Source organism: Leyella stercorea (assembly GCF_021531655.1).
The window spans coordinates 55,058-80,511 of record NZ_JADYUF010000003.1 but is presented as its reverse complement, the minus strand read 5'-3'; the positions used below and the strand labels follow the sequence as shown (position 1 = coordinate 80,511).

At 50.1% G+C, this 25,454-nt stretch carries 14 protein-coding genes and 1 tRNA gene; 12 read left to right on the top strand and 3 right to left on the bottom strand.

All coding sequences use genetic code 11. The features are described 5' to 3' along the window. Positions 1-121: 121 nt before the first annotated feature. The 3 genes from I6E49_RS01675 to I6E49_RS01665 form a co-directional block, all read right to left on the bottom strand. Positions 122-1,648 carry a peptide MFS transporter gene (locus I6E49_RS01675; protein ID WP_235400099.1) on the bottom strand — a complete coding sequence of 509 codons (1,527 nt, stop codon included), beginning with the start codon at positions 1,646-1,648 and terminating at the stop codon, positions 122-124. Positions 1,649-1,691: 43 nt separating this feature from the next. Next, positions 1,692-2,417 carry a porin family protein gene (locus I6E49_RS01670; protein ID WP_441006954.1) on the bottom strand — a complete coding sequence of 242 codons (726 nt, stop codon included), beginning with the start codon at positions 2,415-2,417 and terminating at the stop codon, positions 1,692-1,694. A gap of 61 nt (positions 2,418-2,478) precedes the next feature. Next, positions 2,479-3,843, bottom strand: a complete 1,365-nt coding sequence (locus tag I6E49_RS01665) for an amino acid ABC transporter substrate-binding protein (protein WP_235400097.1) — start codon at positions 3,841-3,843, stop codon at positions 2,479-2,481. A 130-nt stretch (positions 3,844-3,973) separates the two neighbouring features. Here I6E49_RS01665 and I6E49_RS01660 point away from each other — a divergent pair, with 130 nt between their 5' ends. The 12 genes from I6E49_RS01660 (at position 3,974) to I6E49_RS01605 (ending at position 25,389) form a co-directional block, all read left to right on the top strand. Continuing rightward, a complete protein-coding gene (locus tag I6E49_RS01660; RefSeq protein WP_235400096.1) occupies positions 3,974-4,690 on the top strand; it encodes a gliding motility-associated C-terminal domain-containing protein in 717 nt (238 codons plus the stop codon). Positions 4,691-4,922: 232 nt separating this feature from the next. Then, on the top strand, positions 4,923-7,760 hold the full coding sequence (uvrA, locus tag I6E49_RS01655) for an excinuclease ABC subunit UvrA (protein ID WP_235400095.1): 2,838 nt from the start codon (positions 4,923-4,925) through the stop codon (positions 7,758-7,760). Positions 7,761-7,782: 22 nt separating this feature from the next. Further along, positions 7,783-9,297 (top strand): class I SAM-dependent DNA methyltransferase, encoded by a 1,515-nt coding sequence (locus tag I6E49_RS01650; protein ID WP_235400094.1) that lies wholly within the window; start codon positions 7,783-7,785, stop codon positions 9,295-9,297. Positions 9,298-9,388: 91 nt separating this feature from the next. Continuing rightward, on the top strand, positions 9,389-10,447 hold the full coding sequence (locus I6E49_RS01645) for a PDDEXK nuclease domain-containing protein (protein ID WP_235400093.1): 1,059 nt from the start codon (positions 9,389-9,391) through the stop codon (positions 10,445-10,447). Further along, positions 10,444-11,553 carry a restriction endonuclease subunit S gene (locus I6E49_RS01640; RefSeq protein ID WP_235400092.1) on the top strand — a complete coding sequence of 370 codons (1,110 nt, stop codon included), beginning with the start codon at positions 10,444-10,446 and terminating at the stop codon, positions 11,551-11,553. Before I6E49_RS01645 ends, I6E49_RS01640 begins: the two co-directional genes overlap by 4 nt. A gap of 101 nt (positions 11,554-11,654) precedes the next feature. Next, entirely contained in the window at positions 11,655-12,683 is a 1,029-nt protein-coding gene (locus I6E49_RS01635; RefSeq protein WP_235400091.1) for a virulence RhuM family protein, read from the top strand. Between the two features lie 4 nt (positions 12,684-12,687). Next, positions 12,688-16,032, top strand: coding sequence for a type I restriction endonuclease subunit R (locus I6E49_RS01630; protein ID WP_235400090.1), 3,345 nt, complete (start codon positions 12,688-12,690; stop codon positions 16,030-16,032). Between the two features lie 65 nt (positions 16,033-16,097). Beyond that, complete coding sequence (locus tag I6E49_RS01625) at positions 16,098-16,799, top strand: ABC transporter ATP-binding protein (protein WP_235400089.1); 702 nt, start codon at positions 16,098-16,100, stop codon at positions 16,797-16,799. Between the two features lie 40 nt (positions 16,800-16,839). Further along, positions 16,840-20,910 (top strand): glycoside hydrolase family 2 TIM barrel-domain containing protein, encoded by a 4,071-nt coding sequence (locus tag I6E49_RS01620; protein WP_235400088.1) that lies wholly within the window; start codon positions 16,840-16,842, stop codon positions 20,908-20,910. A gap of 428 nt (positions 20,911-21,338) precedes the next feature. Next, entirely contained in the window at positions 21,339-22,223 is an 885-nt protein-coding gene (locus tag I6E49_RS01615) for a hypothetical protein (RefSeq protein ID WP_235400087.1), read from the top strand. A gap of 370 nt (positions 22,224-22,593) precedes the next feature. Further along, positions 22,594-22,667 (top strand) — tRNA-Pro (locus tag I6E49_RS01610). Positions 22,668-22,833: 166 nt separating this feature from the next. Further along, positions 22,834-25,389 carry a beta-N-acetylglucosaminidase domain-containing protein gene (locus I6E49_RS01605; protein WP_235400086.1) on the top strand — a complete coding sequence of 852 codons (2,556 nt, stop codon included), beginning with the start codon at positions 22,834-22,836 and terminating at the stop codon, positions 25,387-25,389. Positions 25,390-25,454: the final 65 nt, after the last annotated feature.

Below are 25,454 nucleotides of genomic sequence, written 5' to 3'. Positions count from 1 at the left end.
ATTAAGCCTGGCTTTTTAATAGTTTGGGATTTAATTTTACCTAAAAATAGGTACAAAAAAACGCAGACAGCAATCGTAGTTGCTGCCCGCGCTGACATAAGTCTTGTTATTAATGGTGATATTAGCTTACCTTGTTGAGCTTCTTGATGATTGAGAAGATGAACAGAGCCGATACGAGGCAGATGCCTGCAAGAACACCCCAGATAGTAACGAGGTTGAAGTTCTGGCCCCACATGATGCCGGGCACCATTACCAACTGGTTGCCGATGGCTGTCGCACCAAACCACAGACCCATCATCAAACCTGCATACTTGGGAGGAGCAACCTTCGATACGAAGGAGATTCCGATAGGCGAAAGCAGCAACTCGGCAAATGTGAGGATGAGATATGTAGAGATGAGGAGGTTGGCGCTAACGCGTGTACCCTCTGTAGCAGGGTCGCCCTGTGTCAACGGAAGCTCAAGACCCATAGAGCCTACTGCCATCCATACGAAACCGAGGGCTGCAACGAGCATACCAAGACCAATCTTCTCAGGCGAAGTAGGCTCTTTGCCAATCTTGTTGAGCCAAGCGAAGAGGGCTACGCTCACCGGAGTCAATGCTACAACGTAGCAAGGATTGAACTGCTGGAAGATAGGAGCCTGAACCTCAACGGCACCTTCGAGCGTGTTGTACTTGTAGAAGAGGAAGGCAATAGCTGCTACGATTACGCCGAGCGAGATGCCCTTGCCCTTGCCGGTCTTGCTCTGTGCCAGACCGAAGCTGCCGTAAACTACGAAGATACAAGCCACGAGGTTGGTTACGTCGAATGCCATTGACTGCAGACCTTCAGAAGTCTTCTGTGTGAAATCGCGTGCAAAGAGTGTCAGAGTGTTGCCGTTCTGGTGGAATGCCATCCAGAAGAAGATAACCACTGCAAACACAAGACAGAGGCATACGATACGCTCCTTGGTCTCGGCAGGAGTGAGTTCCTTGGCCTCCGACTTTGCGTCGGCTCCCGACTTCTGCTGTGTCTCGTTGGCCAAGACGTGCTTGTAAGTGAAGCTGAAGATGTAGTATATGGCGATACTTACGATGAGTGATGCACATGCTATGGCAAAAGCGAAGTGGTAGGCATCCTCAGGCGATACGCCAAGACTTGCCTTAGCCCAGTCCATAATCTTAATGGCTGCTGTAGGAGCAAACATAGCGCCGATGTTGATAGCCATGTAGAAGAGTGAGAAACCTGAGTCGCGATTGTTTGCATACTGAGCCTCGTCGTACAGACGACCTACCATTACCTGGAGGTTGCCCTTGAACAGACCGGTTCCCAAAGCGATGAGGATGAGCGATACGCCCATTGCTGCAATGGCAACGGTATCCTTGCCGAGCGGAAGCGAAAGGACAAGATAGCCGATGAACATAATGAAGATACCAGTGGTAACCATACGTCCAAAGCCGAACTTGTCGGCTGCAATACCGCCAATGATGGGCAGGAAGTAGACCATCATAAGGAAGGTAGAGTAAATCGTACTTGCTACTCCAGTCTCAAAACCGAAGTTAGCCTGCAAATACAGCAAGAACACTGCGAGCATGGTGTAGTAACCAAAGCGCTCTCCGGTGTTGGCCAATGCGAGGGCCCATAGACCTTTAGGTTGATTTTCGAACATAAGAATTTAAATTGGTTATTTATTAATGGTTATTGAAATTCTGTTACTTCTTAATGCCTTTCGTACGTGTTATGTCAAACAGATACGACAGCTTGATTACGATGTTCGAGTGGTTTGACTTGCCGAAGTAGTCGCGCTTTGAGTCGCCGTAGATGTTGCCGAGACCGTAGTAGTAGCGTCCTTCGAGCAGGAAGTGTCCTACTTTAGGTATGGAGTATTCCATACCCAATCCGGCAGCAATGCCAAAGTCGAACTTGTTTTCTACAGCCATGGTGTCCTGGGCGCATGTCTTGTTGGCGCGGTCGTCGAAGTTGGCATCCTTGACATTGAAGTTTGTCTTGGTCGACTCGCCTATAAGGTAACCGAACTGCGGGCCTGCCTTGAAGAAGAACTGTACGCCTTTGCGCTCACGTCCCCACGCCAAGTGGGCGAAGATGGGCACCTGAATGTAGTTCATGTCACGCTGATAGGCTTCTGCCATACCCGTCACGGGGTTTATCACAGGCTCGTCGTTGGCTGTAAGTATGCGCTCCTTCCATCCTATGCGTGCATAGTTCACTTCGGCAGAAATCGAGCATATCGTCTTGAAGTACTTCTCGCAGGTGTAGCGCATAGACAGTCCGGCTGTCATTCCGGTGTGAGTGTCGAGCGTAACCTTAGGCGTAAACCCTACGCTGCTCATTATATATCCGGCATTGAAGCCAATGGCCAGGTCGTTGCGGTGTTCGCCTATCTGGGCGTGTATGGCGGCAGATGCCGTCAGCAACATTGCGAGCAGGGCAATGGTTTTAAGTCTTAATGTCTGAAACATATATTAATAATGGTGTGTATTAGTATGATACCGACTCTATTGTTCTGTTGGGCTTGTAGTGTACGAGCATGAAACTTGAGTTCTGCATGCCTCCCGTACCTACTCGTTTGAATTTGAGCGGTGTCTGTAGCGGAGTGTACGTGTTCTGCTGCTGGGTTCCGTTGAATTGGTCGCCATACTTGTGCAGTCCGCGTATGAAGAATTGCGCATGGTCGAATCCGGTCAGCGCAAATCGCGGTAGTGCCTGCCTCATGTCCGACTTGAACCATTGGCGGTAGGCACGCTCAACGGCAATGGTCTTGCCGGCAAGCGGATTGTAGTAGAAAGTGGTAGGGATGTATGTGTCGTATTTGAAATAATAGTCGGTATATACCTTTGTATACATCAGCCATTCGGTATATCCGTACAATGAGATGCTCAATCCCTTGCTGGCAGCTGTGAGAATGTTGAGCTTGGCAAGGGTGGCATTCAGTTCGGGCGAACGTCCGGTATTGAGCACGACAACGTTGGGCAGCGTTGTGCTGAAAGCCTTGGCAAATGCCTGCTCCGACGACTTCAGGTTTGTGATGCTGTACGTTATGCCCGTCTTTTCCATGCGTTTGCGCAGGGCGGTGGTGAATACGCCCTTACGGCTTGTAGTGTCGTTGCAGTCGACTATCACCACATGGCGGCCCTTGAAGCGTTCGGCAAAAGCATTGACCGAAGCCTCGTTCTGCTGTGCAGGAGTCTGGAACACCTGATATATGCGTTCGTTCTGCGCCACGTCATTGCCGTTGATAGAGAACGGAATGACAAGACGTATGCCGTTCTTGCGGCAGAAGTCGCCCATAGGCTTCACCTGCTTGGTGTAGAGCGGACCGAATATCACGTCACACTGGCGTGCGTTGTCGTCGTTGATGATTTGCTGCACGTTGGCGTCGATAGGCACGTTCCATGCATATACGTGTGTGGCTATGCCCTGCGAGCGCAACGAGTCGCATGCCATGAGCACGCCACGATAGTATTCAATCATTCGCTGGCCGTCGCCGTCAACGTTGTGCAGCGGCAGCATTACGCCTATGCGCACGGTTCCGTTGGCAGCAATCTTGTGTGCCGGTTTGCTTTCGGCCTGTGTCTTTGATGCTGTAGCGGCAGCAGCCGGCGCTGTAGTGGGGTAGGGTATGAGCAGCTGGTCGCCCTTATGCAGAGTGTAGTCGGGCTTCTGCATGGCGGGGTTGGCTTGTATCAGCTCGTCGATGGTGATATTGTACTTCTTGGCAATGCCGTATATGGTGTCTTTCTTCTTCACCTTGTACAATTCCTGCCACTTGATAGTCTGTGCAGACATAGCTGCAGCCACCATCATAGCGCATAAGCACAAAATAAGTCTGAAGTAACGTGTCATAGTTGTTATTGATTTTTCTGCAAAAGTACATAAAATATATTGTAAAATGAAATGTTTGTCTTATAAATAAAGTTATTAAAACAAAGCCTCGGCTTTGTAGTGTGCGATATAATAGTTAACTTTGCATATTATGAACATCCTTCGATTATTAATGCTTCTTGTTTGCATAGTTTGTGTGGACGCCCGTGCCGATGTGGTGCCCGCAATCAATCCCGTTGCAACGTTTCATACGCCCGATGGCGACGATACGGGGCTGAGCTATACCGGTTCGGCACCTCTTACGGTCACGCTCTCGGCAGGTGCTGCCGATGTGGGGGCTTATGCTGCCCATTACGAGTGGCGCTTCAGAAAGAAAGGAGCGCATTCGCCCTATCTCATCAGATACGACGAAGACACCGAATACACCTTTGTCGAGGCTGGCACACACATCATCGAGCTGTATGCCACCTTTGTTCTTGGCACCGATACCATAGCCTATACTGCCGACTATTGGGCGGATGCCACACCCATAACCGTGTCTATATCCGAGAGCAAACTCGAAATGCCCAACGCTTTCTCGCCCAACGGCGACGGCATCAACGATGTCTACCGCGCCAAGAGCGGCTGTCAGAGCATAGTGGAGTTCAAAGCCACCATATTCAACCGTTGGGGACAGAAACTGTACGAGTGGACCGACCCTGCCGGCGGATGGGACGGCAAGTACAAAGGAAGGGATGTGGCACAGGGCGTTTACTTTGTGCTGGTGAAGGCCAAGGGAGCCGACGGCAGACGATTCAACATCAAGAGCGATGTCAATCTGCTGCGCGGATATACCGAGACAGCCGCAGGCGGAACCGAAGGGCTGTAGATTCCGCATTTTTTAGAATTTTTAGTTTCGCAAGCGAAAGTAGTTAAGAAGTTAAGGAGTTGCCGCACCCTACGGTCGCTAAGGAGTTAAGCCATTAGTTTTTTTGTTTGATATAGCATTATAAGCATTTGGCTTAACTTCTTAACTCCTTTAACTACTGAATTCTCTGAACTTGCAAAAGTTCCGTTTAGAATAAATAAAATCAGATTTAACAGAAACTCAATCAATACTTATGGGTAGCTATTCAGAAGAAGGCAAGATAAATGTGTGGGGCGCACGCGTCCACAATCTTAAGAATATCGACGTGGAGATACCGCGCGGTTCGCTCACCGTCATTACCGGACTGAGCGGTTCGGGCAAGTCGTCGCTTGCCTTTGACACCATATATGCTGAGGGACAGCGCCGCTACATCGACACTTTCTCGGCATACGCCCGCAACTTTCTCGGCGGACTGGAACGTCCGGATGTAGACAACATCACCGGACTCAGCCCCGTCATATCTATAGAACAGAAGACAACCAACCGCAATCCACGCTCTACCGTGGGCACTACGACCGAGATATACGACTATCTGCGTCTGCTCTTTGCCCGTGCCGGAACGGCATACAGCTATGCTACGGGCGAAAAGATGGTGAAATATACCGAGGAGCGCATTCTCGACATGATCAATACGCAGTATGCCGGCCATCGCATCTATATCCTTGCGCCACTCGTACGCCAACGTAAGGGCCACTATCGCGAACTCTTCGAGACGCTACGCCGCAAGGGTTATCTGTATGTGCGTGTCGACGGCGAGATAAAGGACATAACGCCGGGCATGAAGACCGACCGCTACAAGAACCATAACATCGAAGTGGTGATTGACAAGATGCAGATGCGCGAGGGATTTGACGACCGCCTGAAGAAGACCATCGAGACTGCCATGCGCCAGGGCGACGGCTTGCTGATGATACTCGACAAGGACACGGGCGAGGCAAAGAGCTACTCCAAGCGACTCATGTGCCCCACTACGGGCATAAGCTATCGCGACCCCGCACCCAATATGTTCTCGTTCAACTCGCCCGAAGGAGCCTGCCCCAAATGCAAGGGACTGGGCTATGTCAACGAGATCGACCTCAAGAAGGTCATCCCCGACGACTCTCTCTCAATACACGAGGGTGCAATTGTGCCATTGGGCAAATACAAGAACCAGCTTATCTTCTGGCAGATATCTGCCATACTCGACAAGGCTGGACTGACGCTTAAGACTCCTGTGAGCGAGATTCCGGAAGACACGATGAACGAGATAATGTACGGCTCGCTCGAAACTGTGCGTATCGACAAGGAGGTGGTACACACATCGAGCGACTATTTCACCACGTTCGACGGCGTGATAAAGTATCTGCGCTCGGTCATGGAGAACGACGACACTACAAGCGGACAGAAGTGGGCTGACCAATTCCTTGCCACGTGCGAGTGTCCGGAGTGTCATGGTCAGCGACTTTGCCGCGAGTCGTTGTCGTATAAGGTTTGGGACAAGAACATATTCGAACTTGCCTCGATGGACATAAGCCAGTTCAATGAGTGGCTGGGCAACGTAGAGGCACACCTTGACGACCGCCAGCGCACCATAGCTGCAGAGATACTGAAGGAGATACGCACACGCATATCGTTCCTGCTGGACGTAGGTCTCGACTATCTGTCGCTCAACCGCCAGTCGGCTTCGCTCTCTGGTGGCGAAAGCCAGCGCATACGTCTTGCCACACAGATAGGTTCGCAGCTGGTCAACGTGCTCTATATCCTCGACGAGCCGAGCATCGGACTGCACCAACGCGACAATGAGCGGCTTATCCACTCGCTCAAGCAGCTGCGCGACATGGGCAACACGGTTGTGGTGGTGGAGCACGACAAGGACATGATGCTTGCTGCCGACTGGATTGTCGACATCGGTCCGAAGGCAGGAATGCGTGGTGGCGAAGTGGTGTTCCAGGGCACTCCGCAGGACATGCTCAAACATCATACGCTCACAGCCGACTATCTCAACGGCGACCGTAAGATTGCCGTGCCTGCCGAACGCCGCAAGGGCAACGGCAAGGCGATAACGATACACGGAGCACGTGGCAACAATCTGAAGAACGTGGACGTGTCGTTCCCGCTCGGCGAGCTTATCGTGGTGACCGGTGTGAGCGGTTCGGGCAAGTCGACACTCATCAACGAGACGTTGCAGCCCATTCTGTCAAAGCACTTCTACCGCTCGCTCAAGAAGCCGATGCCATACGACTCGATAGACGGAATAGAATATATCGACAAGGTGGTGAATGTCGACCAGTCGCCCTTAGGACGTACTCCGCGCTCCAATCCTGCCACCTATACAGGCGTGTTCTCCGACATACGCTCGCTCTTCGTGGCTCTGCCCGAGGCTAAGATACGTGGCTACAAGCCCGGACGCTTCTCGTTCAACGTGAAGGGCGGCCGCTGCGAGACGTGCAAGGGCAACGGATACAAGACCATCGAGATGAACTTCCTGCCCGACGTGATGGTGCCCTGCGAGGTGTGTCACGGCAAACGCTACAACCGCGAGACTCTTGAGGTGCGCTACAAGGGCAAGAGCATAGCCGACGTATTGGACATGACCATCAATCAGGCTGTCGAATTCTTCGAGAATGTGCCGGCTATATTGCAGAAGATAAAGACCATACAGGACGTCGGACTGGGATATGTCAAGCTGGGACAACCATCGACTACGCTCTCGGGAGGCGAGAGCCAGCGCGTGAAACTGGCTACCGAGCTGAGCAAGCGCGACACGGGCAAGACGCTATACATACTCGACGAGCCTACCACGGGACTCCACTTTGAGGACATACGCATTCTGATGGACGTGTTGCAGCAGCTGGTTGACCGTGGCAATACCGTCATTATAATCGAGCACAACCTTGATGTCATAAAGCTTGCCGACCACATCATCGACATCGGTCCGGAAGGAGGACGTGGCGGCGGACGCCTGCTCATAGCCGGAACGCCCGAAGAAGTGGCTGAGTCGAAGGAGGGCTATACGCCCAGGTTCCTGAAGATGGAGCTTGAGAACAAATAACAATAACGATAGAAAAAACTCTATGATAACTGGCGAAATAAAAAACAAGATAGACCAGATATGGGACACATTCTTTGTGGCTGGCATCACCAATCCCATCACAGTATTGGAGCAGATGACCTACATCTTCTTTATGAAACTGCTCGACGACAAGCAGTTGCAGGAAGAAGAGAACGCACGCGACTGGGACTGCGAAGTGCAGAACCCCACATTCCTTGACGGCCAACTGTGGGTTAATCCCGATGCCGTGAGCGACGAGGAGCGTGCCGGCGTGCCTTACGAGAATCTGCGTTGGCACGTGTTCAAGAACTTCGGTGCCGACAACATGTTCAAGATTGTGCGCCAGAGCGTGTTTGAGTTTATCAAGCATATCGGTACCGGTGAGGAGAGTGCCTACAGCCGCTACATGAAGTCGGCTATATTCCTCATACCCAACGCCCGTACGCTTGCCAAGGTGGTTGACGGTGTGGACGCACTCGACATGAACAACCGCGACGCCATGGGCGATGTCTACGAGTATATACTCGGCAAGATGGCTGCATCGGGCACCAACGGACAGTTTCGCACGCCGCGCCACATCATACGCATGATTGTAGAGATGATGGAGCCTACGCCCAAGGACTACATCTGCGACCCTGCCATGGGTTCGGCAGGATTCTTGGTTGAGGCGGTGAAGTATATCAAGGAGAAGTATGAGACAGCCATGTATGTAGGTGAGGAGGTGGAGCACATGAAGACCTCGATGATTAACGGCTACGATACCGACCAGACCATGCTGCGCATAGGAGCCATGAACCTCCTGCTCCACGACATTACTGCACCCGAACTGGCTTGGCGCGACTCGCTCTCGGAGCAGAACGACGACCAGGCTTGCTACTCGCTCATTATGGCTAACCCTCCCTTTGCAGGCAGTCTCGACAAGGGCAACGTCAACAAGAAAATCCTTGCCTATGCCAATACCAGCAAGACCGAGCTGCTGTTTCTTGCCCAGTTCGTGCGCTCGCTTGAGATAGGCGGACGTTGTGCCAGCATCGTTCCCGACGGAGTATTGTTCGGAACGTCGAAGGCTCACGTGGCCATACGCAAGGAGATAGTGGACAATCAGCAGCTACGTGCCGTAATATCCATGCCGAGCGGAGTGTTCAAGCCCTACGCCGGAGTGTCTACCGCCGTACTCGTATTCACCAAGACCAACTGTGGCGGTACCGACCGTGTATGGTTCTACGACATGAAGGCAGACGGTTTTTCTCTGGACGACAAGCGTTCGCCCGTCAACGACAACGACATTCCCGACGTAATCAACCGTTTCCAGCACCTTGATGCCGAGCAGGAACGCTCGCGCAAGGACCAAAGCTTCTTCGTGCCCGTCGACGAAATCCGCCAGAACGACTACGACCTCTCTATCAACAAATATAAAGAGGTGGAGCGCGAGCGTGTGGAGTATGAGCCGGTGAATGACATACTGGCGCGATTGGAACAGACCGAAGCAGAATATGCCAAGGGATACGGAGAGCTGAGAGGAATGTTGGAGGAGTAAACAATCATCCCGAACGCATCCCGAACGCATCCCGAACAAATGACATAACAAAAATCGGGACGCAAAAACAACAAAATAAGGAGGAATAAATATGGACATAAAGAAGCAGATAATCGAAACAACGGAATACAAGCAAAAGCAGGACGTTTCTCTTTATCAAGATGTCTGTCACATAATAGAGCAAGGCAGAGAACGGGCATACAATGCTGTGAGTCAACAGATGGTGGAGACCTACTGGAATATAGGCAGACGAATTGTTGAGGAAGAACAGCAAGGTAAAGAGCGTGCCGAATATGGAGAGCAAATCATTGAGAAACTCTCCAAGCAACTTACTATTCTATATGGCAAAGGATTCGGTCCAAGATACTTGCGTTCATTTCGAAGGTTTTATCTGATTTTTGATAATTATGAGATTTGGAAATCACGATTTCCAAATCTTACTTGGACGCATATATACAAATCGTTGCGTATAGATGATCCCATAGCCATTCGTTGGTATTTAGAGACAGCTTCTCAAGAAATGTGGAGTGTACGAACTCTCGACCGCAACATATCTACACAATATTACGAACGACATTTTGCGCAGCCTCAACTACCAACGGCCGAAATAGAGCCTAATAAATTTGAGTTGCTCAAGAGTCCCATTATAGCAGAGTTTCTTGGTTTCAAGGCAGACACTTCTTTTTCTGAAGAAGACCTGGAAACTGCCATTATCGGCCATTTACAGGACTTCTTGATGGAAATGGGACGTGGTTTCGCATTCATGGGGCGTCAGCAGCTGGTGCGCACAGACACGCAAGACTATTTCATAGACCTTGTATTCTATAATGTGGTACTAAAATGCTATGTGCTCATCGACCTGAAGATTGGTACTATCACACATCAAGACGTAGGTCAGATGGATATGTATGTGCGAATGTATGACGAACTGAAACGAACTGAAGGTGACAATCCAACCATCGGCATCGTGTTGTGTTCAGAAACCAGTAAGGATATTGCCAGATACTCTATCCTCAAGGGCAATGAGCAGCTCTTTGCTGCAAAATACAAAATATTCTTACCAACAGAGGAGCAATTGCGTACCGAAATTGAAAGACAAAAACAATTATTCATGATGCAACATGAAGGAAATAATAAAGAGGAACAATGAAACAAGGATGGGAATATAAGAAAATAGGAAATATTTGTAATATTACCACGGGAAAATTAGATGCAAACGCAGCTAATGAGGATGGATTATATCCCTTTTTCACTTGCTCAAGAATTCCATTATCCATAAATACATATGCATACGATTGTGAATGTATTTTGATTGCAGGAAATGGCGATTTAAATGTGAAATATTATAATGGTAAATTTAATGCATACCAAAGGACCTACATTCTTCAATTAAAAAATGATGTTAATGGAGTTGAAATGCGTTATATTTTCGCTTTCTTTAATTTGTATATTGAAGAGTTAAGACGAAAAAGTATTGGTGGAATAATAAAGTACATCAAACTTGGAGATTTAACAAATGCTCTATTACCTTTACCTGATATTACCACCCAACTCTCCATTGTCTCCGAGCTCGACAAGATTAACGAATTGATTCGTTTAAAGCAGGAGCAACTGAAAGATTATGACAACCTCGCACAAAGCATCTTCTATGAGATGTTTGGAGACCCCGTGGAGAATGAAAAGGGATGGGAAGTGAAGAAAATTGGTGAAATTGGCTCTGTAGAAAGAGGGGCTGGTATATCTAAAAAGGATTTTGTAGAAGACGGGCTTCCTTGTATTCATTATGGTCAATTACATACAATCTTGGGGGCAAGGACTAAAAAGCATTATACTTCTATTCCACATGATTTATTACCAAAATACAAGGTTGCCCATACAGGTGATTTAGTTATGGCAATAACAAGTGAAGATGTCGAAGGTTCATGCAAAAGTACTGCATGGTTAGGAAATTATGATGTTATTGTAGGTTCTGATGCAGCTATACTTCATCATGAACAAGATGGAACTTTTCTTTCGTATTATACTATGACAAAGGCATTTTATAATGAGAAAGCGAAATATGCAAAGGGATTTAAAGTAACACATATCTCAACTAAAGAAATAGAAAAGATATCTGTCTTTCTTCCCCCTCTCCCCCTCCAACACCTCTTTGCCCAACGCATCGAGCAGATAGAGCGTCAGAAGTCTGCTGTTCAGAAGTCGATAACCGACCTTGAAACCCTCCTTGCCTCTCGAATGCAATATTGGTTTGAGTAACGGAAACTTAGTTGCTTGCGCAGGCTAAGGCGAGGACGCCATAGCCTCCTACGCTTTGCATCAACCATCCATATTATGGCCGACTCTAAAAACTTGAATTTATGACAAAGAAATTTGAAATACGAAATAGCACAGCCGAATTCCTTATCTTTATGGCGGAGGGTAAGGAGAATGGCGTTCAAGTGGTTTATAAAGACGAAACCATTTGGTGTACGCAGAAAGCTATGGCTACGCTTTTTGACGTTGACAAGTCTGGCATAAGCCGACACATTAAGAAAATTCTTAGTGAAGGAGAATTGTCTACAGACACGACTGTTGCAAAAATTGCAACAGTCGTAAACCGTGGTATTAGAGGCGAGGTAGAAGATGAACTTGAGTACTACAATCTTGACATGGTTATCGCCGTTGGCTATCGTGTCAATTCTCGTCGCGCCACCCAATTCCGCCAATGGTGCACCTTCGTACTTCGTCAATACGCCATCCGTGGCTACGTGATAGACAAGAAACGCATGGAGAACGGCTCGTTTATAGGCGTGGACTACTTTGAGCAACTCTTGGAAGAAATACGCGAAATACGTCTGTCCGAACGCAACTTCTACCAAAAGCTAACAGACATCTACGCCACAGCCATCGACTACAACCGCGACGCTCCTACCACAAGAGACTTCTTCAAGAAGGTGCAAAACAAAATGCACTATGCCGTACATGGTCATACTGCTGCCGAACTGATAGTAGAGCGTGCCGATGCCGACAAGGAACACATGGGACTGACCACATGGGCAAAGGCTCCTAACGGAAAGATTATACGGTCGGACGTGAGTGTGGTAAAGAACTATCTGAAACAAAACGAGCTGCAAGCTCTCGGACGGTTGGTCAACGCCTATCTTGATATTGCAAAGGATATGGCAGAACGCCACATCCCCATGACTATGGAAGACTGGGCTAAGCGTATAGACAAGTTCCTTGATGCAACCAACAGAGAAATTCTGCAAGGTGCAGGAAGCATTACTGCCGAGTATGCCAAGCAATATGCAGAAAGCGAATTTGAAAAATACAGAGTGATACAAGACCGACTCTTCCGCTCTGACTTTGACCTGCTTAACGACAACGACACTACACTACCTATATAATAATATGAAGAACTTTGACTTTATCTCACGCTTGGCGGAGACTATCCCCGACTTTGCCCAGCTACACGCATACTGCGATAAGGCGGAAATCTTTCAGAAGGCTTTCCCAGAGGAGAGCGCCAGCAACGCCCGCAAGGCATTGGAGTGGCTCGTAAGAAACCATCTTGCTATGGCAAACGTGACGCTTGAGCCACGCGAGACGCTCAGCCAGATGCTGCACCGTCCGCAGATTGACGCTTTCGTAGGCGACGACAGGCAGTTGCTTGGCGACATGCGCACGGTGAAGAAGATTGGCAACTATGCCTCGCATACTGGTGTGCAGGAGGTGAGGCAGAACGATGCCTACATCTGTCTGCGTGCCTTGTATTATGTGGTGTGCGGTTTTCTGTTCCGTTGGCGTGCCATACAGAGTATAGTGGCATTTGATGCCACCATTGTGCCCGACGGATTCACGGGCATGCACGTAGCCGACAACTCGGAGCCTGCTGTGGCTGCCGAAGTGGTGGAGAGTGTGCCGCAGGACGCTATAGAGAAGCCAAAGGCTCCTACCGAGATACCGCCAGAGAGTCTGGAGAGCGAGCGCATCACACGCAAGTGCCTCATCGACTATATGCTGAACGAGGCTGGGTGGGACATTCTCACCACGAAGGGCGACCTTCAGGGAGGCAAGGCGTGTATAGAGGTGAAGGTGGAGGGGATGACTTCTTCAGCCTCGGGTACGGGCTATTGCGACTATGTGCTGATGAGCAAGGGTGGCAAACCGCTTGCCGTGATAGAGGCTAAGAGCACTATCGAGAACGCTACTGAGGGACGCAAGCAGGCAATGGAGTATGCTGATTGTCTGGAGCGTAAGCATGGTGTGCGTCCCGTGATTTATTACACCAACGGCTACACTACGAAGGTGATTGACGGCATGGGCTATCCCGACCGCGACGTCATCTCATTCCACAGTCACGACGACCTGGAATACCTGATACAGAAGCGTGGACGTGCCGACATAACCGACCTCACCATCGACGACGCCATAACCAACCGACCATATCAGAAGACAGCCATAAAGAGTCTGGTGGAATGGCTCAACAAGAAGCATCGACGCGGACTGCTCGTGCTGGCTACCGGTACGGGCAAGACACGTGTGAGTATCTCGCTTTGCAAGCTTCTGTCTAACAACAATTGGATAAAGAAGGTGTTGTTCCTTGCCGACCGAACCGAACTCGTTAACCAGGCGCGCCAGAACTATGAGAATCTCTTGCCCAGCGAGTCGATAGCTTGTCTGTCGGAGGATGCCGTGCCCGATCTTGACGCACGCTTCATCTTCTCTACCTATCAGACGATGATAAACTATATAAATGCCGTGCCCGTGGAGTTCTCGGTAGGACACTTCGACCTTATCATTATCGACGAGGCACATCGTAGCGTGTTCGGTAAGTATGGCGCCATATTCCAGTATTTCGACTCGTTGCTTATTGGTCTTACTGCCACTCCGCGCGACGAGATTGACCGCAACACGTTCCGACTGCTCGAACTCGACGACGAGCCGAACTTTGAGTATAGCTTCCAGGAGGCTGTTGCCGATAAGTATCTTGTGCCATACAAGGTGAAGAACTGTACGTCGAAGATGATAAACCGCGGCATAAAGTACGACGAACTCACCCCTGCACAGCGCGAGGAACTGGAGAAGGTGTGGGAGTATGAGAAGGCGCTCAACGGCATTCCGCAAGACGAGGACTACCACCGCGACATAGAGGGTCGCGAGATATTCAACTATCTCATCAACGACGACACCATCGACAACGTGCTCTCCGAACTGATGACCAACGGACTGAAGGTGCATAGCGGCGAGGACATTGGCAAGACCATTATCTTTGCCTACAACCATCGTCATGCCGAGCGCATCGTGGAGCGTTTCCATCAACTCTATCCTGAACGTGGTGCCGACTACTGCCAGCTCATAGACAACCAGGTGAAGCATCACGACCAGATAATAAGCGAATTCAAGATTGCCGACCGACTGCCACAGATAGCCGTGTCGGTAGACATGCTCGACACGGGCATCGACGTGCCCGAAATCCTGAACCTCGTATTCTTCAAGATTGTGAAGTCGAAGATTAAGTTCGAGCAGATGATAGGTCGAGGCACACGATTGTGCAAGGACCTCTTCGGGGCTGACAAGGACAAGAAGGAATTCTACATATTCGACTGGTGTGGCAACTTTGAATATTTCTCGAAGAATGCCGACGGCATCAGCGGCGTGGCTGTAAAGTCGCTCACCGAACGACTATTCGGCTTGCGTGTGGACATAGCCAAGGAATTGCAGAGTGCCGACCATCAGGAAAAAGACTTCGACCGCAAGCTGCACGACGACCTAAAGCTGCTGCTTCACACTCAGCTATGCAGCATAGGAAAGCAGCGCAAGGAGGCACGACCGTATCTGGACACCATCGAACCATTCCGCAACAAGGAGGCGTGGACATGCCTCTCGGAGGTGGATGTGCTGCGACTCAAGGAAATTGCCAACCTCATTCCTGCCGACAAGGATGATGAGGCTGCCAAGAAATGGGACGTGATAATGCTCCACCTGATGCTTGCGCATGTAGATACGACGGTGAAGGTAGGACAATTTCGACAGACTGTGGTGAATGTGGCAGCATTATTGGAGAAGAAAGCCACGGTGCCGGCGGTGAAAAACCGAATCGACACAATACGCCTTGTGCAGACACAACAGTTCTGGGAGAATGAGTCGCTCGACGCTCTGGAGAATGTGCGCACCGAACTGCGCAACCTTATTAATCTGCTCGACGAGCAACGCAAGACCCGCAAGTTTGTCATCGACATAGAGGACGAATACCAGACCGCAGACGGAGGCGAAGACCTGATAGTACAGACTACCTATAAGCAGCGCATCATCGACTATCTGGCAGCCAACAGCGACAACGCTACGCTACGCAAGATACAGAACTTCGAACAGCTGACATCGGCAGACATACAGGAGTTGGAGCGCATATTCTTTGAGGAGCTGGGCACCAAGTCCGACTATGAGAAACTGTCTGACGGAAGACCATATAAAAATAATGTGGCAGCCTTCATACGTGTGGCTTGCGGCATCGACCGCCAGCGTGCCTTGCAGATATATCAGCACTTTATAGAAGGCTATCAGCTGACAGCCGACCAGGAGCGCTATCTGAAGAACATTCTCGACTACGTGAGCATGAATGGCGACATCGAGACACGCAACTTTATGGAGTATCCGCTCAAGGCTCTCAACTGGCGCGCCGCCTTCGGCAACCAGTTTGCCAACCTCAAGCAATTCATCAAGCAGATTCATCAACTGATATCAATTACGGCATAATGCCATAATATACTCCGTAAAATTTGCTGCTGTGTCAGAAAAATAGTAAATTTGCCACAAAAAAGATGCGCATACAACTCAATAACCTCAAAAAATGTTTCGGCGAACATACTGCCGTAGACATTCCACACTTCACTATCGACAACGGACAGATGGTTGGACTTGTGGGCAACAATGGTGCCGGCAAGACTACATTGTTCAGATTGATGCTCGACTTGTCGAAGGCTACCGAGGGCAATGTACTCATAGACGATATAGATCCCGCCAAAAGCGAGGATTGGAAACTGCAGACGGGGGCTTTCATCGACAACTCGTTTCTCATCGACTTCCTTACTGCTGAGGAGTATTTCGAGTTTGTAGGCAAGGTGTCGGGCATGACAAGGGAGCAGGTAGCGGAACGACTCAAGACGTTTGAGACATTCATGGGCGACGAGATAATGGGGCAGAAGAAGTACATACGCGACTTCTCGGCTGGCAACAAGCAGAAGATAGGCATCGTGGCAGCGCTGCTCAGCAGTCCGCAACTCGTGATACTTGACGAGCCGTTCAACTTTCTCGACCCCAGCAGCCAGAACCAACTGAAGCGTATCCTGACCGAATTCAATCGTTCTACTGGCTCTACTGTGATTGTGTCGAGCCACAATCTGCAGCACACCGTCGACATTTCTACACGTGTAGCGTTGCTCGAAAAGGGAAAAATAATAGAGGATATCGACAACTCCGACGGCAAGGCTGAGGAGATACTCGACAAATACTTCAACTTATAAAAGACAACGAAACAAAATACTTATAAATTTAATAACAATAATGAACAAATTAACCCTGACCCTTCTGGCTGCTCTACTGGCTTCGCCAATGTGCGCCCAGACCACACAGCTTGGAGGTTTCTATTACGGACAGATGCAGGCTCCTACTGGATGGGAGTGGCAGAGTCCTGACTCTGTGGCTTACAACAAGCAGCAGCCACATGCGTGGTTCTTCTCGTTCAAGAACGTTGACGAGGCTCGTCGCGTGTTGCCCGAGAACTCTTCGCTTTGGAAGACACTCGACGGAGAGTGGCTGTTCCACTGGGCAAAGAATCCCGATGAGCGTCCGAAGGACTTCTATCGTACCGATTTTGACGCATCGGCTTGGGACCGTGTGCAGGTTCCGATGAACTGGAACATGGCTGGTGCCAAGGACGACGGCACATTCAAGTATGGCATGCCGTTGTATTCCAACCAGCGTGTCATATTCCAGCACAGCGTAAAGGTGGGCGACTGGAAGGGTGGCGTGATGCGCACTCCGCCTCAGACATGGATGACCTACAAGAACCGTAACGAGGTAGGCTCATACCGCCGATCGTTTGATGTGCCTGCCGATTGGCAGGGCAAGGAGGTATACATCAACTTCGATGGTGTAGACTCGTTCTTCTATCTCTACATCAACGGCAAGTATGTAGGTTTTGCAAAGAACTCGCGCAACCTTGCTCAGTTTGACATTACACCTTATCTTAATAAGAAGGGCAGCAACGTAGTGGCTGTTGAGGTTTACCGTCATAGCGACGGCTCGTTCCTTGAGAGCCAGGACATGTTCCGTCTGCCGGGTATCTTCCGCAGCGTTTCGCTCACCGCCAAGCCTAAGGTGCAGGTGCGCGACATCAAGGCCATCCCTGATTATGACGAGACATATACCGACGCTTCGCTGCATATCTCAGCCAACGTGAGCAACCTCACTACTAAGGCTGTAAAGGGATATACCATCGACTATAAGCTTTACGAAAACCGTCTCTACTCTGACGAGAATACTCTCGTGCCTGGTGTGGGTGCTACTGCTACAGTAGGCGATATCGACAAGAACGGCAACCTCACAGCTTCGGTTACGCTTAAGGCTGGCAACATCGTGAAGCCGTGGAGCGCTGAGGCTCCGCATCGCTATACTCTCGTTGGCGAACTGAAGGACAAGAAGGGCAATGTGGTTGAGACATTCTCAACCAACGTAGGTTTCCGCAAGATTGAAATCAAGGACACTCCTGCCGATAAGGACGAGTTCGGACTGGCAGGCCGCTACTACTATCTCAACGGTCAGCCCATAAAGATGAAGGGTGTGAACCGTCATGAGAACAATCCGGCTACGGGTCACTACGTATCGCGTGAGCAGATGGAGCACGAGGTGTTCCTCATGAAGCGTGGCAATATCAACCACGTACGCGACTGTCACTATCCCGACGCTCCCTACTGGTACTATCTGTGCGACAAGTACGGCATCTATCTTGAGGATGAGGCCAACATCGAGAGCCATCAGTACTACTATGGCAAGGAGTCGTTGTCGCACGTCAAGGAGTTCCGCAACGCTCATGTGGCACGCAATATGGAGATGGTACACGCTACGGTCAATCATCCTTCGGTTGTGATATGGAGTCTTGGCAACGAGGCTGGTCCTGGCGACACATTCAAGGACTGCTATGCTGCCATCAAGGCATACGACACCAGCCGCCCCGTACAGTACGAGCGCAACAACGACATCGTGGACATGGGTTCAAACCAGTACCCGTCAATACCTTGGGTGCAGGAGGCTGTGAAGGGTAAGTACGACATCAAGTATCCTTATCATATCTCTGAGTATGCACACTCAATGGGTAACGCTGTAGGCAACCTCGTTGACTACTGGAATGCGATAGAAAGCACCAACTTCTTTATGGGCGGTGCCATCTGGGACTGGGTAGACCAGGCTTTGTACAACGTCGACCCGAAGACCGGCAAGAAGTACTGGGGCTATGGTGGCGACTTCGGCATGGACAACAAGCCTAACGACGGTATGTTCTGTATGAACGGTATCATGCGTCCCGACCTTTCGCCCAAGGCACAGTACTTTGAGGTGAAGAAGGTTTATCAGAATGTGGGTGTCAAGGCTGTCGACATGACCAAGGGTCGCATCGAGATATTCAACAAGAACTACTTTGAGCCGTTGCGTGGCTATCAGATAGTATGGTCGTTGTGGAAGGACGGCGAGTGTATCAAGAACGACGGACAGCTCATGGGCGCAAAGAACATCGTTGGTCCGCGTGAGCGTCAGGAGTACACACTCGACTACGACTACTCTAAGCTCGACCCGCATAGCGAGTACTTCGTCAAGGTGCAGTTCCTGCAGGGCAAGGATATGCCTTGGGCTAAGAAGGGATATGTACAGATGGAGGAGCAGTTGCGTGTGAAGGGTGCCGACGTGAAGGCCGTAGCCGTTAAGGATGTGGCTAATGCCAAGGGCAACATCACTTATACTCAGGACGCAAAGACTGTAACTGTAAATGGCGACAACTTCAACGCTACATTCAGCCTGACCGATGGTGCATTGAACAGCTTGTCGTATGGCGGCAATACTGTGTTCGCTGAGGGTAACGGACCTAAGCTCGACGCATTCCGTGCTCCTACTGACAACGATGCTGGTATTGGCTATCCCAATGCTTGGTTCAAGTTCGGACTCTATGACCTCGGCCATCGTGTAGTAGGCAAGCCTACTGTTATGAAGCTGAAGGACGGTTCGCTGCAGATCAGTATGACTGTGGAGAGCCAGGGTAAGGAAGGCAGTCGTCAGGTTTACGGCAACCGCGACCGCGACCCACAGTCGGCTTACCGTTTCGGTGTAGACAAGCAGAAGCTTGGCAAGGACGACTTGAAGTTCATCACTAATCAGATATACACCATCTATAAGGATGGCTCAATCGAGCTCAACAGCGCAATCTCTGCCAACCGCAACAGCATAATCCTGCCGCGTATAGGCTACGCAATGAAGTTGCCCGCCACATATAAGCAGTTTGACTACTACGGACGCGGACCGGTGAACAACTATAACGACCGTAAGACAGGTCAGTTCATAGAGCATCATCGTGGCATCGTAGGCGAGCAGGACATCCTTCTGCCGAAGCCACAGTCAATGGGCAACCGCGAGGAAGTACGCTGGTGTGCACTCACCGAGCAGGGCAAGCAGAGCGTAGTATTCGTAGCCGACAGCACAATGTCGGTATCGGCATTGCCATGGAGTGCCCAGCAGATGACTGTAGTAGCCCATGCCAATGAGTTGCCGGCTTCTGACGGAACCTATCTGCACCTCGACGCTAAGGTGACAGGACTTGGTGGAGCCAGCTGCGGACAGGGTGGTCCGCTTAAGGACGACCGTACATACAGCCAGAACTACAACTTCGGTTTCGTGATACGTCCGGCACAGGCTACTGCTGCAGCCGTAGCTGAGGCTTCGAAGGTTGCACTCTCGGGCGAGCAGCCTATCAGCATCGAGCACAAGCAGACCGGTAAGGTTCTGCTCTCAACTCCAGCAAAGAACCGCACCATCGTTTATGCTCTCAACGGAGCCAAGAAGCCGACGGTGTACACAGGAGCAATAGACATGAGCAAGGGTGGAACCATTACCGCATGGTATAAGGAAACACCCGGTCAGAAGACCTCAATGACATTCGACAAGGTAGACTTCGTGCCTCTGCAGATAGCCTTCGTATCGTCGGAAGAGCCTGAGGAGGGCGACGCCGTAAATCTTGTTGATGGTGACGAGACTACTATCTGGCACACCATGTACTCTATCACACTTGCCAAGTATCCTCACTGGGTCGACTTCGACGCTTCGGAGCCTAAGACAATCAAGGGATTCAAGTTTATGCCACGTCAGGACACGGGCTACGGCCGTATAAAGAACTACGAGATTTACGTTAGCAACGACGGCAAGACATGGGGCAACGCAATCCTTAAGGGAGAGTTCGACCGCTCAGGCGAGCTTAAGACTGTGATGTTCGACAAACCAGTAAAGGCACGCTACGTACGATTCCGTGCTCTCAATGCACACTATGGTGTCGACTACGCATCGGCTGCAGAGTTCTCGCTCATTGCCGAGTAGCCGAACAATATAAACTTTAAATAAAAGCGGTTTGATTTTATCCATAAAGCGATAAAGTCAAACCGCTTTTTTCGTTTGGCTCATCCTGCATTTCATGTTATAATATTAGAAGATGAAAATGTAGTCCTTTTGGCTTGCAAAAGGACTCGTTTTGGAGAGCAAAAGGACTCGTTTTGGAGAGCAAAAGGACTCATTTTGGATTGCAAAAGGACTCGTTTTGGAATGCAAAAGGACTCCTTTTTGAAATAAGCCCTACCCCCAGCCCCTCCCCAGCAGGGAGGGGAGCGGTATGATTTGAAAGCTAATAGAGGCAGAAACGGGCTGACTGTAGAAGGAGGGGGTGTCAAAAAGCAAATCATTTTGGCCCTTTCCCATTGGTTTTGGCATAGTTATTGTGTGTTAAACTGCATCACTAACTTTTTAAATCTATGGAACAGGATCTTACTTTTTTCGCCGAAAACGGACTTACATCGACATCTGCCAATCACATAGCCAATCTTGCCAAGGAATATGTCAAGGCGCAAGAGCAGGAGCTTGAGAGTGTAGAGTTCTACAATACTTATCTCACCATCATAGGTTCGGACAAGGAGCAGCGTGTGCAGCGGGGATGCACCAGCCAGCAACTCGACGACATCGCGGTGAAGTTGCGCGACATATCGCTCGCCAATTCGCTCATAGCATGGCTGCGCGAGGCAATCAAGATGCGCTCACAGATGCTCACCGACATACAGAAACTCACCATCGAGCAGTATTGCAAGGATAAGGGCACCGAGATGCCGGAGCGTCCCGAGATGCAGACAGCCATGACGCGCGAGCAGTATGTGGCGACACTATCTATAAAGGAACGCGCGCGTATACTCTCGCTCGAAGCCAAGGCATCGGCGTTTGGCAAGCATATCCACCCCGACGGACACTTGTCTGACGCACGCAAGGAGTATATGAAGCGTCTGTGTCAGGAAGCCGAGATAGACGGAGGCGGTCGTGACACGCTGCTCTATAGATATGAGCCGAGCGTGAAACTTGATGAAGTGGAAGCCAGCTTCTTCGCTCTGCAGAACGAATATCGCAAGGCGCAGGCCGAACTCAACGGCTATACGCACAAGATAGACGAAGCCCTGCGCGAGGATGAGGAGCGCAAGCGTGGCGAATATGATGTCAAGAACGCTGACTATCTGGCAGCTGTGGCTGTGATAGAGAAGGAGTTCAACGAGTATAAGAACCGTGAGAACCGTCGTGTGGCACAACTCAAGATAACCATACCAAACGATTTGAACGATATATATAATAAGGTGTCGAACCTCGGAAAAGAGTAGGGCGCCATTATTCAACCAAACAGGCAAGTAGCAGAAGACTGAACGCCTGCCGGGAAACTTCTGCGCATGCGCCGCCACCCGTGTCTGAACTTAAGATAAATAATAAGATATAAGGAATAAGAATGCAATAGATGATTAACAAAACATTTCGCGTAGTCTGCTTTAATATACAAAGGACATGCTATGAAACCCTGACGGGTGGAGCTTGATTTCGCTCTTGACTATGGACTATGCGGTTCTGGTTTTCGGTCTGGATTTTGTTCTTTTAGACACAATGTGGCAGCGCAACTTGTCTTTTTAAGATAAAAAAGCGCTGAAATATTTGGAGGTTTCGAATTTTATGTCTACCTTTGCACTCGCTAAATCGGAACGGGGTGTAGCGCAGTCCGGTAGCGCGCCTGGTTTGGGACCAGGTGGTCGCAGGTTCGAATCCTGTCGCCCCGACACAGAAGAAGAGGTTTTCCAATAAAACGGAAAACCTCTTTTTGTTATATATTGTTGTTATTTCATTGCTGACAACGCAAAATCGAATTATTTTATGTAAATTTGCATACACTTTATTTTACTACGCATCAACCATTGATATTACTAAAACAATAAATAAGCAACAATGATCAGAAACAAAATCTTACTGACCGCACTGCTCGCTGCGGCTTTCAGTGGCATGCAGGCGCAGGACGACGGCTTCGACCTCAGTTCGCAGCGTGGCGAGAAACAGGATGTCAACGTTGTACCGGGCAAGAAGCTCGACCATCAGGGCATCGTCGTAAACCCCACACCGCACAACTTAGACATCAACCGCCAGAACTGGATCTCTTTTGAAAACGGACTGAACATTCAGGACAAGCAGAAGCGCTTCGCTGACGACCTGGCTTTCCTGAAGCAGTACAAGAAGGGCTTTCGCCTTACCATCGACTTCGGCGAGAAGCAGGCAAAGAAAGCAGGCTTGAAGAAATTGGTGTCAGGAGCTTATCTCCTCACCGTCAATGGCAAGGGCATAAACATCGTGGGCTATGACGAGCGTGGTGCCTTCTATGCCATCCAGACCATGAAGCAGATTCTGGCTTCTCCGGCTGCGAAGGGCAAGATGCATCTGCCTTACCTCACTTGCAACGACTATCCCGACCTGCCATTGCGTGGTGTAGTAGAGGGATTCTATGGCGAACCGTGGTCGCATCAGGTGCGCCTCTCGCTCATCGACTACTACGGACGCAACAAGCTCAATGAGTATGTATACGGTCCGAAGGACGACCCTTATCACAGCTCACCCAACTGGCGCCTGCCTTATCCCGACGACCAGGCTCGCAATATTCACGAACTCGTTGAGGCTTGCCGTCGCAACCGTGTAGACTTCGTATGGGCCATACATCCGGGCAAGGACATCAAGTGGAATGAGGAAGACTATCAGAATCTCGTCAACAAGTTCAATCATATGTACGACCTTGGCGTGCGTTCGTTTGCCATACACTTTGATGACATTGAGGGCGAAGGAACCGACTCGAACAAGCAGGTAGACCTGCTCAACCGCCTCACCAAGGAGTTTGTGAAGACAAAGGGCGACGTTGCTCCGCTCGTGGTTTGTCCTACCGACTACTCACAGTTGTGGGCAAGTCCGAAGGAGAACGGACAGCTCGCTATCTACGGCAAGCGTCTCGACCCGTCAATCAACGTGTTCTGGACAGGTGCTGTGGTTTGCTCTGACCTGACAAAGGAGACTCTCGACTTTGTAGACTCGCGCATTAAGCGCCCGGCTTACTATTGGTGGAACTTCCCCGTTACTGACTATGCCCGTCATATCATCATGCAGGGTCCGGTATACGGACTCGAAACCGACCTTACAGCCGAACAGACATGCGGTGTGCTGAGCAATCCTATGGAGCACGGCGAGGCTTCGAAGCTCGCTCTCTACGGTGTCGCCGACTATAACTGGAATGTTTCGGCATACAACGCCATTGACAACTGGGAGCGTTCGCTTGTTGACGTGACTCCCGAGGCACACGATGCTTACCGCACATTCGCCATACATTCGTGCGATACCGAGACTGGCTATCGTCGTATAGAGTCGTGGGAGACCAAGACTTTCCGTCTTGCCGACTATAACAAGAAGGATTACGACAATCTGTATGCTGAGTTCGACCGTGTGGAGAAGGTGCCTGCCATCATGGAGCGTGACTGCAAGAATGCGCTGCTCATGAAGGAACTGCGCCCGTGGCTTATTGAGTTTAAGAAGCTCGGTACTCGTGGCAAGAACACGCTTACGCTGATGCGCGATTTCAAGGACGGCAAGTATGAGGCTTTCTGGAACGGATATATCAACAACCGCATGTCTACTGCCGACATGGCTGCTTATCAGGCACACAAGTCGGGAACCATGAAGCTGCAGCCGTTCTACGAGAATGGTATGGACGATATGGCTGTCGAGTTCTTCAAGAAGGTGGCTGGCAAGACTCCTGCGTTCTATAAGGGTATGGGTACATACAATTCGCTCAGCACCACACAGAACAAGCTGATGCTTGACAACGACTCTACTACATTCTATCACTCGGGTGCAAGCCAGAATACTGGCGACTGGATTGGTCTGGACCTTGGAGCTGTCCGCCCCGTACGTGAGGTGCGTATTCTGCAGGGACGCAACTCGGTTGACGATGTCGACTACTTCGACAACGTGATTGTTGAGGCTTCGGCTGACGGCAAGACATGGACTCCGCTCACCGGCGAATTGCAGAAGACATACATCATCAACTGGAAGGGCAATCCCGTAGAAGCTCGTTATGTGCGCATGCGCAAGTTGCAGTCGGACAAGAAGAGCTGGTGTGCTGTTCGTGAGTTTGTGGTAAACCCTGTCAATCCTGAGAATCTTGCATTCAAGGTGGAGTCGGCTGATATGTTCGGCGCTATGTATTGCTTCGACGAGAATCCCTGCTCTTCGTTCAAGAGCGAAGGTAGTCTGACATTCGGCGTAGAGAAAGGAACAAAGAGCTACACCATGCTCGTCAATCTGCCTAAGGCTGGTAGCGTTGTGCTCAAGCAGTACAACAAGAAGGGCAAGCTCGTTGCAAGCACACCGGTTGAGGGCAATATGGCTAAGGTGAATGTCGATGCCAACGCAGTGAAGTGCCAGCTTGAGGGAGCTGTAGAAGTGTTTGAGATTGTCCCGAACAAGTAATCGGGATAATTCAAAATAAGAGATCGATTTTCTCTCGAATAGAAAATAACAAAAAAAACGAGGAT